At 63.2% G+C, this 14601-nt stretch carries 15 protein-coding genes; 6 read left to right on the top strand and 9 right to left on the bottom strand.

From position 1 onward, the window contains the following. Nucleotides 1–129 precede the first annotated feature (129 nt). Nucleotides 130–978, bottom strand: coding sequence for a serine O-acetyltransferase (gene cysE, locus NKH99_RS10560; protein ID WP_353013969.1), 849 nt, complete (start codon nt 976–978; stop codon nt 130–132). Nucleotides 979–1137: 159 nt separating this feature from the next. Here cysE and NKH99_RS10555 point away from each other — a divergent pair, with 159 nt between their 5' ends. Next, nucleotides 1138–1752, top strand: a complete 615-nt coding sequence (locus tag NKH99_RS10555; protein WP_352501631.1) for an HD domain-containing protein — start codon at nt 1138–1140, stop codon at nt 1750–1752. A gap of 42 nt (nt 1753–1794) precedes the next feature. On the opposite strand, the gene NKH99_RS10550 is transcribed toward NKH99_RS10555, so the two are convergent. The 4 genes from NKH99_RS10550 to NKH99_RS10535 form a co-directional block, all read right to left on the bottom strand. Beyond that, nucleotides 1795–2166, bottom strand: coding sequence for a hypothetical protein (locus tag NKH99_RS10550; protein ID WP_352472741.1), 372 nt, complete (start codon nt 2164–2166; stop codon nt 1795–1797). 136 nt (nt 2167–2302) lie between these two features. Then, nucleotides 2303–3070: an alpha/beta fold hydrolase gene (locus tag NKH99_RS10545; protein ID WP_352746715.1), complete on the bottom strand. Its 768-nt coding sequence runs from the start codon at nt 3068–3070 to the stop codon at nt 2303–2305. 20 nt (nt 3071–3090) lie between these two features. Continuing rightward, entirely contained in the window at nt 3091–3654 is a 564-nt protein-coding gene (locus NKH99_RS10540) for a DUF192 domain-containing protein (protein WP_353013967.1), read from the bottom strand. Between the two features lie 19 nt (nt 3655–3673). Next, entirely contained in the window at nt 3674–4270 is a 597-nt protein-coding gene (locus NKH99_RS10535; protein WP_502899021.1) for a cold-shock protein, read from the bottom strand. 215 nt (nt 4271–4485) lie between these two features. Here NKH99_RS10535 and gloA point away from each other — a divergent pair, with 215 nt between their 5' ends. Continuing rightward, complete coding sequence (gene gloA, locus NKH99_RS10530) at nt 4486–4926, top strand: lactoylglutathione lyase (RefSeq protein ID WP_023674793.1); 441 nt, start codon at nt 4486–4488, stop codon at nt 4924–4926. A gap of 78 nt (nt 4927–5004) precedes the next feature. Next, the gene (locus NKH99_RS10525; protein WP_352472739.1) at nt 5005–5298 is read left to right on the top strand and encodes a DUF2218 domain-containing protein; all 294 of its coding nucleotides are present in this window, start codon (nt 5005–5007) and stop codon (nt 5296–5298) included. Nucleotides 5299–5306: 8 nt separating this feature from the next. Here NKH99_RS10525 and NKH99_RS10520 read toward each other — a convergent pair whose 3' ends face one another. Then, complete coding sequence (locus tag NKH99_RS10520; RefSeq protein WP_353013965.1) at nt 5307–5879, bottom strand: DUF1697 domain-containing protein; 573 nt, start codon at nt 5877–5879, stop codon at nt 5307–5309. Further along, entirely contained in the window at nt 5876–7132 is a 1257-nt protein-coding gene (ilvA, locus tag NKH99_RS10515; RefSeq protein WP_353013963.1) for a threonine ammonia-lyase IlvA, read from the bottom strand. Before ilvA ends, NKH99_RS10520 begins: the two co-directional genes overlap by 4 nt. Nucleotides 7133–7259: 127 nt before the next feature. On the opposite strand from ilvA, the gene NKH99_RS10510 reads away from it, so the two are divergent. The 3 genes from NKH99_RS10510 (at nt 7260) to NKH99_RS10500 (ending at nt 11128) form a co-directional block, all read left to right on the top strand. Further along, nucleotides 7260–8654: a hypothetical protein gene (locus NKH99_RS10510; RefSeq protein ID WP_353013961.1), complete on the top strand. Its 1395-nt coding sequence runs from the start codon at nt 7260–7262 to the stop codon at nt 8652–8654. Between the two features lie 104 nt (nt 8655–8758). Beyond that, complete coding sequence (locus NKH99_RS10505) at nt 8759–9832, top strand: alpha/beta hydrolase (RefSeq protein WP_353013959.1); 1074 nt, start codon at nt 8759–8761, stop codon at nt 9830–9832. 132 nt (nt 9833–9964) lie between these two features. Then, nucleotides 9965–11128 (top strand): alpha/beta hydrolase, encoded by a 1164-nt coding sequence (locus NKH99_RS10500; protein WP_353013957.1) that lies wholly within the window; start codon nt 9965–9967, stop codon nt 11126–11128. A 129-nt stretch (nt 11129–11257) separates the two neighbouring features. Here the strand turns inward: NKH99_RS10500 and ade are convergent, their stop codons facing one another. Both ade and NKH99_RS10490 read right to left on the bottom strand, forming a co-directional pair. Beyond that, the gene (gene ade, locus NKH99_RS10495; protein WP_353013955.1) at nt 11258–13069 is read right to left on the bottom strand and encodes an adenine deaminase; all 1812 of its coding nucleotides are present in this window, start codon (nt 13067–13069) and stop codon (nt 11258–11260) included. A gap of 500 nt (nt 13070–13569) precedes the next feature. Next, nucleotides 13570–14022, bottom strand: coding sequence for a cupin domain-containing protein (locus tag NKH99_RS10490; protein ID WP_352453477.1), 453 nt, complete (start codon nt 14020–14022; stop codon nt 13570–13572). Nucleotides 14023–14601: the final 579 nt, after the last annotated feature.

Here is a 14601-nt window from a genome sequence, read left to right as displayed (position 1 = left end):
CGCTTCTGGCACGTCGACAATGGTCATGTAAAGGCAAGCCGGCGAGAGAACACGGGCAATCGCCTCAGGTTTGCGCTGCGGCGCCGACATCGACAGTTGGTCCGACGCGACAAGCCCCTGCCCGAGCACTCAGATGTCGAAGCTGACGACGTGGTCCATCGTCTGCGATGGCAACAGCTGGTCCATCTGCCGCGAAGGCTGGTCGCAGCCGGTCTCGCCGACGACGCGGGCCGGCACGCCGGCAACCGTCTTGTTGTGCGGTACCGGCGACAGCACCACCGAGCCGGCCGCGATCTTCGAGCAATGGCCGATCTCGATGTTGCCGAGGATCTTGGCGCCGGCGCCGATCAGCACGCCGTAGCGGATCTTGGGATGGCGGTCGCCGCCGGCTTTGCCGGTGCCGCCCAGCGTCACGCCGTGCAGGATTGACACGTCGTCCTCGATCACCGCCGTCTGGCCGACGACGAGGCCGGTGGCGTGGTCGAGGAAGATGCCCTTGCCGATGCGGGCAGCCGGATTGATGTCGGTCTGGAACACCGAGGACGACCGGCTCTGCAAATACAGCGCGAAGTCCTGACGGCCCTGGTTCCACAGCCAATGCGCCAGCCGGTGCGTCTGGATGGCGTGAAAACCCTTGAAGTAGAGCACCGGCATGATGAGGCGGTCGCATGCCGGATCACGGTCGTAATAGGCCTGGATATCGACGCGCACCGTCGTCGACCAGTCCTTGTCGTCGGCCGCCATCGCCTTGAACGTCTGGCGGATGAGGTCGGAGCCGATGTCCTGGTGGGCGAGGCGCTCGGCCAGCCGGTGAATGACCGCTTCTTCCAGGTTTTCCTGATTGAGGATGGTCGAATAGAGGAACGCCGCCAGCAGCGGATCGCGGTTGACCGCTTCCATCGCTTCGTCGCGGATCGAACGCCAGATCGGATCTACCGGCTGCACCCTGGTGGGACGGGAAATCGTAACGCTGTTCATCTGATGTCTCCGGCCATCCAATGTCTCGGCCATCCAATGTCTCGGTTGGCGGCTTGCCTATTCTCCGGCCGCACCTATAAGCCAGATCATAGCACGGGTGAACTCAATTTTCCTTAGTGCTTGGTGAAATGGATTTGGTTGGCGGAATTTCAAGCAGCCATGGAAAACGCAACCTTGATGGACGAGACCCTGAAGCGCGAGCTTTCCGCGCTCTATGAGGCCGAAGATCGCCACTACCACGACCTTGGCCACATCGAGGCGATGCTGGCGCTGGCCAATGATTACAAGGCGTTGCTGCATGATCCTGAAGCAGTCGAGGCAGCGATCTGGTTTCACGACGCGATCTACGACAGCCGCGCCAACGACAATGAGGCGAGGAGTGCCGCACTTGCCGAGGAAAAGCTCGCCGGTCGCGCCGATGCACAACGCCTCGGCCACATCGCCGCGATGATCACTGCCACCGCCGGCCACGAATTGCCGCCCCTTGGCGACCAGCATTCGGTTCGCGACGCGGCGCTGTTCCTCGACATGGACCTGGCGATCCTGGGTGCTGCGCCCGAGGCGTTCGACGCTTATGAACAGGCGGTCCGCCGCGAATATAAGTGGGTCGATGAGCCGATGTGGCGGGCCGGCCGTGCCGCAGTGCTAGAGGGCTTCCTCGCGCGTCCGCATATCTTCCACAGCGAGGAATTCCGCCGGCGCTTCGAAACCCAGGCACGGCATAACATGGCGCGGTCGCTCAGGGCGCTGGGGCACAGCCCGCGCCGATCGTAGCCCGACGCGTCGGCCACTTGCGTCCGGAAGATCTGCCCGAAATCACGTAAACGCGCCTATGGTCGATGCCATGGCCCACAGCATAAACACCCCGGCGGCAAGCGACGCGCCGTTGACCACGATGCCAGCCAGGCCGAGCAAACGATTGTCGTTTGGACGACCCAGCGCCATCAGCCCGAAGACCGCGCCGGTAAGATGCGCCAATGGCCCGACCAGGAAAAATACCGCCATGAAGAAGCCTGTCACACTGTGCTGGATAAGCACGGACGCGTCGCTCGGCATTGCCATCAACGCGGTGATCGCCATCGCGCCTGCCACCAATGCAGCCAGCGCTAGAACAACGGACCATTCGCCGAACCTGCTTTTCGCAACGACGCCCAGCAAAGCGGCGTCGCTTCTTCCCCATTGTGCCATCGTACCCCCTGCCCCTCGTTCAGCGCGTGGCGGGTTTGAACCGATCCACGCGTCACGCTTGGTTACTCCCGTATCGTTGCAAAACCGCTAAGAACCCCAGCTTCAGGCCCAATGGCCGCTTTTGGGCAGCCATCCATCAAAACCGATGCTCGGCATAAAACTCCAGCACGCGCTGCTTGAAGGTCTTGTCGCCGACCGCCAGCATATGGTCGCGGCCTTCGATGTGAAAAGCCCTGGCGTTCGGCATCAGGGCGGCGAGTTCATCCGGCGAGCCGCCGATGTCGTCCTTGGTTCCCACCGCAATCAAGGTCGGCTGGGCAATGCGGGCAATGTCGGCCTCGCTCAGCAATTCGCGCGAGGTGGCGATGCAGGCGGCGAGCGCGCGGCGATCGCTGCGGGTCTGATCGGCGAAGGCGCGGAACGAGCGGCCGCGCGGATCGCTGGTGCCTGCCGGATCGTCGGCCAGAAGGGCGTCGGCTATCGGATCCCAGTCGCCGACGCCGTCGATCATGCCGATGCCGAGACCGCCGAAGACCAGCGTCGCCACCTTCTCCGGGTCGGAGAGCGCCAGGAAGGCCGATATGCGCGCGCCCATCGAATAACCCATGACATGAGCGCGTTCGATGCCGAGATGGTTCAAAAGCGCTGCCGCGTCCGACGCCATTTTTGCCGGCGTGTAGTCGGCTTCGTCATAGCTCTTCGACGACGACCCATGGCCGCGATTGTCGAAGGCGATGGCACGGTAGCCGGCGTCGTTCAGCGTCTTGAACCAGCCGGGTGACACCCAGTTGACGTAATGGCTCGAGGCAAAGCCGTGGATCATCAGCACCGGATCGCCCTGCCCCGATGCCGGCTGGCGGTCAAGGAAAGCAAGGTCGAAACCGTCATGGGAGAAGAACTGCATCGGCCGAAGATCCTGCCCGCTCAGTCGGAATCGACACTCGGCGCATCGCCCTTGTCGGGCGGCGGCATGGCCGGCCCCGGCGCCGTGCCGATGGCGGGATGGCGCAGCAGGTCGCCGTCCTTAATGCCCTTTTTGGCGGCGGTGCCTGCCTTGAGCTCGAGCACGAAGCGCACCGGCTCGTCCGGCGAGATGATCGCCTCCGACTGCGGCTCGCCTTGCTCGATCGCCCGGATCCGGCCGTCCTGGCCGACGAAGATCAGGTCGAGCGGCATCGGCGTGTTCTTCATCCAGAAACTCACATCCTGCGGCGCGCCGAACACGAACAGCATGCCGTGATTGTCGGCCATGTGCCGGCGGAACATCAGCCCGGCTTCGCGCTCGGCGGGCGTGTCTGCGATTTCCACGGAAAAAGAACGCTCGCCGGCCTTCGTCACCGCGACCAGCGGCGCCGGGTCGACGGGAAGGATCATCGCCTTGCCGTCGGCGGAACTCGGTTGCTGAAAATAGAAGAACGCACTTGCGGCGACGATGAGGAAAATCCCGGCGCAGAGCGCGCCCGCCGTCAGCTGGTTGCTGTGAGCCATATGAAATCCTCGGCCGGAACTAATGCGAGACCGGCAAGGTACCCATATCGGGGTGAATTTCGGCAGCCATAAGGCCTTTGTCGCCGCGTCCGAAGCGGACCAGCACCACCTGGCCCGGCCGGAGTTCGGTGATGCCGTAGCGGCGCAGCGTCTCCATGTGGACGAAAATGTCCTCGGTGCCCTCGCCCCGGGTCAGAAAGCCGAACCCCTTGGTGCGGTTGAACCATTTGACCAGCGCCCGTTCGAGGCCGCTTTCCGGCGTCACCGCGACATGGGTACGCTGCTCCTGCAGCTCCGCCGGATGCACCGCCGTGGTGACATCCATCGAGAGCACGCGGAAGGCCTGCAACCCGCGCTCGCCCTGCTTGACCAGGCAGACGACACGGGCGCCTTCCAGGGCGGTCTGAAAACCGTCCTTTCGAAGGCATGTCACATGGAGGAGGATGTCGCCCGAAGTACCATCATCGGGAAGGATGAAACCGTAGCCCTTGGCCACGTCGAACCATTTGATGGCGCCGGCGATTTCGACGAGATCGGCCGTATCGGCGCTCTCATCCCGCTTCAACGCATCGTTACCGGCCCCGTCCCGCCCCATGAAAGAGGCCTTTTCCCCCATAAGAACGCCCCCTTTTTTCAACAAACACCGCAACTGATTCTTGGTATCAGATTAACACCGCGGCTTCCGGTGTGTGCAAGACCTGACGTGCCTTTTTTCACGGTTCCGTACAGGAATAGCGGATTTGCCGTTTGCCGGCGCCGGCAAGCGTGGCCAATTGCCCTTTGGCCGGGCCGCCCTTATGTTGCGCCGCAACGCAACATAAGGAGGAAATCATGCGCTATCTGCACACCATGGTCCGCGTCGCCGACATCGATGCTTCGCTCGATTTCTACTGCAACAAGCTTGGCCTCAAGGAAGTGCGCCGCCATGAAAACGAGCAAGGCCGCTACACGCTGATCTTCCTCGCCGCCCCCGAAGACGAGCAAAGCGGCATCAGCGAGAAAGCGCCGCTGGTCGAGCTGACCTACAATTGGGACCCGGAAGACTACAAGGGCGGCCGCAATTTCGGCCATCTCGCCTATGAGGTCGACGATATCTACGCCACCTGTCAGCGGCTGATGGACAATGGCGTTACCATCAACCGGCCGCCGCGCGACGGCAACATGGCGTTCGTCAAATCGCCGGACGGCATCTCGATCGAGCTGTTGCAGAAAGGTCCGGCCAAGCCGAAGGCCGAGCCGTGGGCGTCGATGCCGAACACCGGCAGCTGGTAACCGATCACGCCATCATGAACGGACGCAGGCGGGCCCTGGTTCGGTTTTCGCGTCCGCATTCCCAAGGAGAATTCATTCATGCCGGCCAGCCATGTCGACGTCGCCACCGAACATGCCAGCCGCTATCTGCAGCAGCTGTGCAAACATTGGGCGCACAAGTTTCCCGTCGAATTCGACCCGAACCACGGCACCATCGATCTGACGCTCGGCCGCACGGTTCTCGATGCCGACCCGGCTGCGCTGCACATTGCAGTGACGACCGATGAAGCCGGCTCGCTCGAGCGCCTGGAAACGGTCGTCGCCGAGCACATCAAGCGCTTCGCCTTCCGTGAAGAGCTGGCATTCGACTGGAAACGCGCTCCGACCGCGTAGACGACCTGTCAACCGCCGGCCTTGGCCATGTCCAGCAGCATCAGCACGGTGCGCCAATTGCGCGCCGTGCCCGGCACCTTCAGAACGCGCGGAATTTGATTGGCAAACACGGATTTGCCGAGCCCGTCAGGCGCATGCAGGTAGAGCACGTCGCCCTTGATCTCGAAGCGTTCTGGCCCGGTGCATTTTTCCGCCAGCCGGGCGACCTCCTCGGCGGTCGGCCGGCGCTCCAGCGCATAGGCATGCAGCTTGGTCGGCTCGCCGGCCACTTCCGGATAGGGATTGTCCGCCGCCAGCCGCTCGAGCCAGCCGATATCGCGCACCATGATGCGTGAATGGAACCCCCATTTCTTCTCGAATTCCGTTTCCAACCGCTTGGTCAGCGTCGCCGCATCGCCATCTGGCGACCGGAACACGGCGTTGCCGCTCTGCACATAGGTGGCGACATCGGAGAAGCCGAGCTGCTCCAAAAATGACCTGAGTTCCGCCATCTTGACGATGCGGTTGCCGCCGACATTGATGCCGGAAAACAGCGCGATAAAAACCTTCGCCGGAGCGTTCGGAAGATCGTTGCTGCTCATATGATGAACCCGGCGAGCGTCTCGTTGTCTGTGATGTCCTGGTAATGGACGCTCTCGGCGTCGAAATTCGCCTTGAGCAGGTCGAAATTGCGGCGGTCCTTGGTTTCGATGCCGATCAGCACCGAACCGAAATTGCGCGCCGATTTCTTCAGATATTCGAAGCGGGCGATGTCGTCGTCGGGACCCAGCAATTCGAGGAAATCGCGCAGCGCGCCGGGCCGTTGCGGAAAGCGGATGATGAAGTATTTCTTCAAGCCCTCGAAGCGCAGCGCCCGTTCCTTCACATCCGGCAGCCGCTCGAAATCGAAATTGCCGCCCGACACCACGGCGACGATGGTCTTGCCCCTGATTTCCTTCCTGGAAAAATCCTTGAGCGCATCGATCGCCAGCGCGCCGGCCGGCTCGAGCACGACGCCTTCGACATTGAGCATTTCGATCATGGTTGCGCAGAGCCGGTTTTCCGGGATCAGCCGCACGGTGTCGGCGGCAAACTCCTTCAGGTGGCGCAACGGCTCGCGGCCGATCTCGGCCACTGCTGCGCCGTCGACGAAATTGTCGACCTTGGCGAGCTTGATCCGCTTTCCGGCGGCAAGGCTCTCGCTCAGGCTCGGGGCGCCGGCCGGCTCGCAAAAGACGAAGCGCGTTTCGCGGTGCTGGTCAGCGAAATAATGGGTGACACCGGCGGCCAGGCCGCCGCCGCCGACCGGCAGCATGACAATGTCGGGCATGCGCGCGCCGGGCATCTGGCCTGATATCTCGTAGGCGACGGTCGCCTGCCCTTCGATGATGTCCTTGTGGTCGAACGGCGGCACCATGTGTGCGCCGGCAGTTTCGGTGAATTCGAGTGCGGCGCGGTAGCAGTCGTCGAAGAAATCGCCGACCAGCCTGATCTCGACGAATTCGCCGCCGAACAGCCGCGTCTTGTCGATCTTCTGCTGCGGCGTGGTCACCGGCATGAAGACGACGCCCTTCTTGCCGAAATGGCGGCAGACGAAGGCAAAGCCCTGCGCGTGATTGCCGGCCGAAGCGCAGACGAACAGCTCGGCAGCGTTGCCGGCGGCGAGCGTCTTGCGGAAGAAGTTGAAGGCGCCGCGGATCTTGTAGGAGCGCACCGGCGTCAGGTCCTCGCGCTTCAGCAGCACCCGCGCGCCGGTCTTCTTCGACAGATAGTCGTTTTCCTGCAGCGGCGTTTCCGGAAAGATCTCGCGGATCGCGGCAGCGGCGGCAGCGACGCGAGAGGAGAAACTGGTCATGGCTGGAGCACCCCACAGGCTAGGCGAATTCGGTCCCGCTATTGCATATCCGGCCTCGCGAAGCCATTGTCCGGCCACCCGAAGGGGCATTTCCGGAATCAACGTAAGCATTTGGGGGCGTTTGCTCATGCCTGTCGCATCGGTTGCCCGGAAAACCGTGTCGCTGCCGGAGTTCGGCGAGCCGACGGTGATGCCGCTGGTTCCCCGCGCCACCTATGAGGCCCGTATCGCGGCGCTGGTCGCACTTGGCGGGTTCGATGCCTTCGTCGTCTATGGCGACCGCGAACATGCGGCCAATGTCGCCTATCTCTGTGGCTACGATCCGCGCTTCGAGGAGACGCTGCTGGTCATCGTTCCCGGCAAGCCGCCGAAACTGCTGGTCGGCAACGAGGGCTGGGGCTATGCCGAGATCTGCGACGGGCCTTACGAGCGCGTGCTCTACCAGACGTTCTCGCTGCCGGCGCAGCCGCGCGACCGCTCGCAAGCGCTGGCCGACATCCTCGTCGGTTGCGGCCTGAAAGCCGGCCAGCGCATCGGCGCCATCGGCTGGAAGCCGTTCGGCCCCGGCGATGCGGGTTTTGGCGAAACGACGCTCGACCTGCCGTCCTTCATCGCCGACACGCTGCGCAGCCTTGCCGGCGATAGGGGCGTGATCATCAACGCGGCGAACCTTTTGATGAACCCTGCCGACGGCCTGCGCGCCATCAACGAGGCCGACCAACTGGCCGCGTTCGAATTCGCCGCGACCTATTCCTCGCAAGGCCTGCGCAATGTCCTGCAAGGCATCGAACCCGGCATGACCGAATTGCAGGCGGCGCGGCTGATGGGCATCAACGGCCTGCCGCAATGCTGCCACCCGATGCTGTCGGCCGGCAGGCGGGCGGCCTATGGCCTGCCGAGCCCGCGTCTTGACGTCATCAAGCGCGGCGACCCGATCACCATGGCCTATGGCATCCAGGGCTCGCTCAATGCCCGCGCCGGTTTTCTGGTCGAGGACGCGGCCGAGCTTCCGAGGGGCATCCAGGACTATGTCGAGAAGCTGGTCGCGCCCTATTTCTGCGCCGTCGTCGACTGGTACGAGACGGTCGGCATCGGCGTTCCCGGCGGCGCGTTGTGGCAAGCTGTGCATGAGCGCATCGGCGATCGGTTCTTCGGCGTAGCGCTCAACCCCGGCCATCTCATCCATATCGACGAATGGATGCATTCGCCGGTATTTTCCGGCTCCGACATCAGATTGAAATCGGGCATGGCCTTGCAGGTCGACATCATCCCGGCGACCGGCACCGATTATTTCACCACAAACATCGAGGACGGCATCGCGCTGGCCGACGAGGCGCTGCGCGAAGAGATCGCGGCGCGCTTTCCCGAGGCCTGGCGCCGCATCGAGGCGCGCCGCGCCTTCATGACCGACGTGCTCGGCATAAGGCTGAAGCCGGAAGTGCTGCCCTTTTCCAACATTCCGGCGTTCCTGCCGCCGTTCTGGCTTTCGTGCAACAGTGCGATGGCAGTCGCGGGGCGCTGAGCGCATTTCGGGCGCCTGCGACTTACTTCTGCCGCACTTCGCCTGTCCGGGAGGTGCGGCGGAGGTGGATGGGCCTTTGGTCAGGCCGGAGTGGAATTGCTTAAGTGCCCTTGAAGACGATTTGCATCATTGTCCTTGCCGCGCTGCTCGCCGGCTGCGGCGGCCGCCAAACCGAGGAACTGCTCGGCAGCGCCATGATGGCAGTGCCGGTGACGGAAATCGCCGGCAATCACTCGATCTTCATCGCCACGACGCGCAAGCGCTCCGACGATCCCAACCAGGTCTTCGACGGCGAGCGTTCGGCGACGCTGAACTATGCCCGCGTCAACGTCACCGTCCCCGGCATCCACAAGACAGGCCAGATCGAGCGGCGCTCACGCGGCAAGTCGGACGATCCGGCCAAATACTTCATGGCTTCCGAGGTCGTCGGCTACGACACCCAGCCGAAATTCTCCAGCGCCCTCAGCGCCGACATCGCGGCGCGCGGCGGCCGTGTCATGGTCTTCGTCCACGGCTACAACACCGGCTTCGACGACGCCGTCTACCGCGTCACCCAGATCACCCATGATTCCGGCTATCCGGGCACGCCGGTGCTGTTTTCCTGGGCGTCGGGCGCCAAGACCACCGACTACGTCTACGACAAAGAAAGCGCCAGCGTTGCCCGCGACCAGCTGGAAGTGACGCTGAGAATGCTGGCGCAGACCGGCGCGCGGCGCATCGACATCGTCGCCCATTCGCTGGGGACCTGGGTTACCATGGAGGCGTTGCGCCAGCTCGCCATCACCGGCGACCGTGATCTGGGCGGCAAGCTCGGCGACGTCGTGCTGGCCTCGCCCGACATCGACGTCGACGTGTTCAAGAGCCAGATGCGCCGCTACGGCAAGCCGGACAAGCCGTTCATCCTGCTGCTCTCCGACGACGACCGGGCGCTGCGGCTCTCCGGCCTGATCGCCGGTGCGCGGCCGCGCGTTGGCGACTACAAGAACGCCGCCGACCTCGCCAGCTATGGCGTGTCGGTCGTCGATCTCTCCAGCGTCAAGGGAACCGACCGCTTCAACCACACCAAATTCGCCGATAATCCGGAATTGGTGCAGTTGATCGGCCAGAAGCTGCGCGAGGATGACGGGTTTGCCAGCGACCGCGAAGTGACAGACCGCATCGCCTCGGTCGGACAATAGCTGCATTGCGCGGCAGCGACCGTTGACCATTGCCGCACAATCGGAACAGTTTGAACTGGACCGTGCCGGCCTCTGCCTCTATCGAATAGGCCAAGACGTCTCCGGCTCGACGTCGCCTTTGCGGGAGCCCGCGTGATCGTGCCTTCGAAGATCTTTCTCGTCGCTGCGTTCGCGCTCGCGGTTACCGGCTGCGCCGGCCAGAACACGCACGATCTGCTCAACAAGACGACGATCATCGTGCCTGCTTCGGACATTGCGGCGACGCACAGGATCTTCGTCGCCACAACCCGGCAAAAGGCAATGAAAGAGCCCCGGCAGGTGTTCGACGGCGACCGTTCGCCGACCACCAGCTTTGCCAGCGTCGAGGTGACGGTGCCCAAAATCCACCAGCTCGGCGCCATCGAGCGGGTCAAGGGCTCGGCCAACAGCAATCCGGCGAAGGATTTCACGGCGACCGGCGTCACCTTCTACGAAGGCGCCCCGCAATTCGCCAAGGCGGTCGGCGCCGACATCGCCATGCGCGGCGACCGCGCGCTGGTTTTCGTGCACGGCTTCAACAACGGCTTCGATGACGGTATCTACCGGCTGACGCAGATCGCGCACGACACGAAATACCCAGGCACGCCGGTGCTGTTTTCGTGGGCGTCGAGCGGCAAGACGACCGGCTACATCTACGACAAGGAAAGCGCCAATGCGGCGCGCGACGATCTCGAAGCGACGCTGCGCATGCTCGCCAAGAGCCGCGCCAAGAGCATCGACATCATTGCCCATTCGATGGGGACCTGGGTGACCATGGAAGCGTTGCGCCAGCTTGCCATCACCGGCGACCGCGACCTCGGCGGCAAGCTCGGCTACGTCATCCTGGCCTCACCCGATATCGACGTCGACGTGTTCAAGAAGCAGATGATCCGCTACGGCAAGCCCGACAAGCCGTTCGCCGTGCTGCTTTCGGGCGACGACCGGGCGCTCAGGCTGTCGACCCTGATCTCCGGCGACAAGCCACGCGTCGGCGACTATGGCGACGCGGCCGACCTCGCCAGCTATGGCGTCTCGGTGGTCGACCTGACCAAGACCAAGGGCGGCGACCGGCTGAACCACGCCAAATTCGCCGACAACCCGTTCCTGGTGCAGCTGCTCGGCGACCGCCTGCGCGCCCCGGCGGGCCTCGCCTCCGAAGAGACCGCGCCGGCCCAGCTCGACAATCTCGGCCAGGGCCTCGGCAAGGCCGTCGGCTCGGTCGCCGAAATCGTCATCACCACGCCGTTCAAGGTGCTGACCATCGCCACCGGCGGGTGAGCCGACCTCTGCTGCCAATCACGCCGGTGATTGGCAGCTGTCAACAAATACGCTCTGCAGCGATCCTTCGCGCCCCCCTCTGTCCTGCCGGACAGAGGGGGCGCTGTCCCTCCAGGGTTCAGTGATTCTTCAAACGAACAAATCAACCTTCTGAAAAGTCGTCACGTCGATCAGGCCGACGTCGGAAATTCTGAGCTCGGGGATGACGACCAGCGCCAGCAGCGAGTGCTGCATGTAGGCGTTGTTGAGCGAGCAGCCCATCTGCCGCATGGCGTCGCTGAGTTTGTCGGCCTTGGCGGCGACGATTTCGGCGCGCTCGTCCGACATCAGCCCGGCGATCCGCATTTCGACCAGCGCCAGCTCCTTGCCGTTGGAAAACAGCACGACGCCGCCGCCGACCTCGCCCAGCCGGTTCACGGCCAGAGCCATATCCTGCTTGTTGGTGCCGACGACGATGATGTGGTGGGCATCATGCGCCACGCTCGACGCCATGGCGCAATCGCCGATGTAGCCGAAGCCGGAGACGAAGGCGTTGGTGACGCCGCCGGTGCCCTTGTGGCGCTCGACCAGCGCGATCTGGCAGACATCGTTGCGGCGGTCCATGGCGACCAGCCCGTCCTCGACGGCAAGATCGGCCTCCAGCGCCCGCGTCGGCGCCTGATTCTCGATGACGCCGATGACGCGCACTCGCACCTCGTTGGCGCCCATGGGTGCGGCGATGTCGAAGTCGCCGGGCTTGAGCTTCCTGCCGAGCTTGACGGTGTTCTTCGCCGTCTTCGGATAGTCGTAGGCCGGAATGTCGATTTCGAGCTTGCCGCCCTTGGCCAGCCTGACGCCGCGGCCATAGACCTCGTCGATGGTCATTTCGGCGAGGTCGGAGACGATCAGCAGATCGGCGAGCCGTCCCGGCGCGATCGAGCCGATCTCGCGCTCCAGCCGGAAATGCTGGGCGGTGTTGAGCGTCGCCATCTGGATCGCCGTCACCGGCTTCAAGCCCTGGCTGATGGCGTGGCGCACGACCCGGTCCATATGGCCTTCGTGCACCAGCGTGCCGGAATGGCTGTCGTCTGTGCACAGGATGAAGTTGCGCGGGTCGAGCCCGCTCTCCGTCACCGCCTTGATCTGCGAGGCGACGTCATACCAGGCCGAGCCCAGCCGCAGCATTGCCTTCATGCCCTGGCGGACGCGGGCGATGGCGTCCTCGGCGCGCGTGCCTTCGTGGTCATCCTCGGGGCCGCCGGCGACATAGCCGTGGAACGGCAGGCCGAGATCGCGCGAGGCATAATGCCCGCCGACCGTCTTGCCGGCCCTCACCGTCGCGGCGATCTCGCCCGACATCACCGGATCGTTGGCGGCGACGCCCGGAAAATTCATCACCTCGCCGAGCCCGATGATGTTTTCCCAGCTCATCGCTTCGGCAACGTCGGCGACGGTCAGTTCGGCGCCGGCATGCTCCAGCCCCGGTGCCGAAGGCACGCAGGACGGCATCTGCACGAGTACATTGACCGGCATGGCGACGGCCTCGTCATGCATCAGCCGCACGCCCGGCAGGCCGAGCACGTTGGCGATCTCATGCGGATCGATGAACATCGAAGTTGTGCCATGCGGGATCACCGCGCGGCAGAATTCCGTCACCGTCACCATGCCGCTCTCGACATGCATATGCGCGTCGCAAAGCCCCGGCACCAGATAGCGGCCGCCGGCATCGACCACCTTGGTGCCCTGGCCGATGGCATGGCCGGCGTTCGGCCCGCAATAGGCAAAGCGGCCGCCGGCAATGGCGATGTCGGTGCCGGCGATGATCTCGCCCGAATGGACGTTGACCCAGCGCCCGTTGCGGATGACGAGATCGGCGGGCTTGCGGCCCATGGCGACATCGACCAGATGCGTCGCCATCTCGGTCCAGGGTTTTGGTTTCGTCGCATTGGCGGTCTTCGGCATCAACAGGCTCCTCTTTGCCCGACTGTGCCAAGCCGCGAGGATTTTGACCAGCGGGGAAGTAAGCGCGGACGGCGAAGTTGCAGATCTCCCCCCTCGAGGGGGAGATGTCGCCGATGGCGACAGAGGGGTCGCCTATCCACGCGCGACGACCCCCTCTGGCCTGCCGGCCATCTCCCCCTCAAGGAGGGAGATCGATGCGCCATGGCCTTCGCCAATCGCCAAGGGCATTTTGTGTCGGCCGCAGCAACTTTGTTCTTGCTTTGTGCCGGCAGCTATGCTACTAATTTGGGTATGGTGCCAATTGGCTCCAACGACCCGCCTCCCGAGGCGGGTTTTTGTTATTGCGCCATTCATGGCAAATGGCCCAGGCGGAATACGATTCCGTTGCGGCCAATCAGCTTTCGTCTCGTTAGAGGATCCTTCTGAATCGACGGTCGCGGAGTTTGACGCACTCCATCGTTCGAGCCTTCGGCCGGTTCACTCAATTCGATCCCGAACTGTCACTTCTTGCTTGGATCGTCTGCCGGGTTGACGTAGGTGATCTTGAATGGCCCCTCGCCATGAACCTGGATGATCGTATCGCTTGTCGTCCAGGCGAAGTGATTCATTCCGGCCGGCGCGACGCCGAAGCCGCCAGCAGTCAGTTCGACACCTTTCGCCTCGTCGAGCTTATCGCCCATTCCAATATGGAAGTTGCCGGAAAGCACCGTTACGTATTCCGTGGTGGGATGATTATGTGCGGCAATTTTGTAGCCGGCGGGTGTCTTCAACCGCAGCACATAGGCGCCCTCCTTTGAGGGGTCTCCAGCGACAACAGCCATTTCCGCGCCAGCGGGAATGACAGCTGGAGCAGGACCCCATTTGATGTCTTTGGCGTTCATCGGCATCTCATCGGCAAACAGAGACGCCGTCCCAACAACCAGCAGTGCCAGGGCAGAGGCAAGCTTGAGCATGACAATCTCCCAATGTCTGTAGAGGACGGCGTCGAGTATCGGCGCGCCGATCCACTTGCCAATTGGAGTCTATCAGGGCAGAGCGCCCGAACGCATCCTGCGAACGGGGGACGCGCATTCGCGGTAGTCGCGGAAGCTGCCGCTAAAAACATTTCCAGGTGAAACGATTTTGTTTGTATCACTGTAGGTGATCGGCCTCGCTAGCTTCCAGTGCCAGATTTGTCGACGGCAGAAGACGGCTTGACGGCCCCTGCCCGGCATCTGAACAGGACTGGCCTGCGGACGTGGCGGAATTGGTAGACGCAAGGGACTTAAAATCCCGTTCTAGTCCGTTGCACCCTCGCAACTAACCCCTCAACGCTTGTAATTCCCCGGTTTGCGCCGGGGTTTTTCATTTCATTTTAATCTCTCCACTCGTGCAACGGATTTTGTGGGAAACACGCCGTTGTGGGAAATCGTGTGGGAAAAGGAGAACAGATGACCTTGCCCCTCTGATCTAATCCGGTTTGAAGTTCGTTCTGGCCCATCGAGAGGACCAGGACATGAAACGTAGCCGCTTCTCTGAAGAGCAGATCATCG

The organism is Mesorhizobium sp. M0854, from assembly GCF_040319815.1.
Taxonomy (GTDB): Bacteria; Pseudomonadota; Alphaproteobacteria; order Rhizobiales; family Rhizobiaceae; genus Mesorhizobium.
Note: the sequence above shows the minus strand (reverse complement) of the source record. Positions and strands in the feature narration are given on the sequence as shown.

Bases quoted from the DNA above. Each gene is read 5' to 3' on its own strand.
- cysE (WP_353013969.1), bottom strand. From the start codon at position 978: ATGAACAGCGTTACGATTTCCCGTCCCACCAGGGTGCAGCCGGTAGAT.
- NKH99_RS10555 (WP_352501631.1), top strand. From the start codon at position 1,138: ATGGAAAACGCAACCTTGATGGACGAGACCCTGAAGCGCGAGCTTTCC.
- NKH99_RS10550 (WP_352472741.1), bottom strand. From the start codon at position 2,166: ATGGCACAATGGGGAAGAAGCGACGCCGCTTTGCTGGGCGTCGTTGCG.
- NKH99_RS10545 (WP_352746715.1), bottom strand. From the start codon at position 3,070: ATGCAGTTCTTCTCCCATGACGGTTTCGACCTTGCTTTCCTTGACCGC.
- NKH99_RS10540 (WP_353013967.1), bottom strand. From the start codon at position 3,654: ATGGCTCACAGCAACCAGCTGACGGCGGGCGCGCTCTGCGCCGGGATT.
- NKH99_RS10535 (WP_502899021.1), bottom strand. From the start codon at position 4,270: ATGGGGGAAAAGGCCTCTTTCATGGGGCGGGACGGGGCCGGTAACGAT.
- gloA (WP_023674793.1), top strand. From the start codon at position 4,486: ATGCGCTATCTGCACACCATGGTCCGCGTCGCCGACATCGATGCTTCG.
- NKH99_RS10525 (WP_352472739.1), top strand. From the start codon at position 5,005: ATGCCGGCCAGCCATGTCGACGTCGCCACCGAACATGCCAGCCGCTAT.
- NKH99_RS10520 (WP_353013965.1), bottom strand. From the start codon at position 5,879: ATGAGCAGCAACGATCTTCCGAACGCTCCGGCGAAGGTTTTTATCGCG.
- ilvA (WP_353013963.1), bottom strand. From the start codon at position 7,132: ATGACCAGTTTCTCCTCTCGCGTCGCTGCCGCCGCTGCCGCGATCCGC.
- NKH99_RS10510 (WP_353013961.1), top strand. From the start codon at position 7,260: ATGCCTGTCGCATCGGTTGCCCGGAAAACCGTGTCGCTGCCGGAGTTC.
- ade (WP_353013955.1), bottom strand. From the start codon at position 13,069: ATGCCGAAGACCGCCAATGCGACGAAACCAAAACCCTGGACCGAGATG.
- NKH99_RS10490 (WP_352453477.1), bottom strand. From the start codon at position 14,022: ATGCTCAAGCTTGCCTCTGCCCTGGCACTGCTGGTTGTTGGGACGGCG.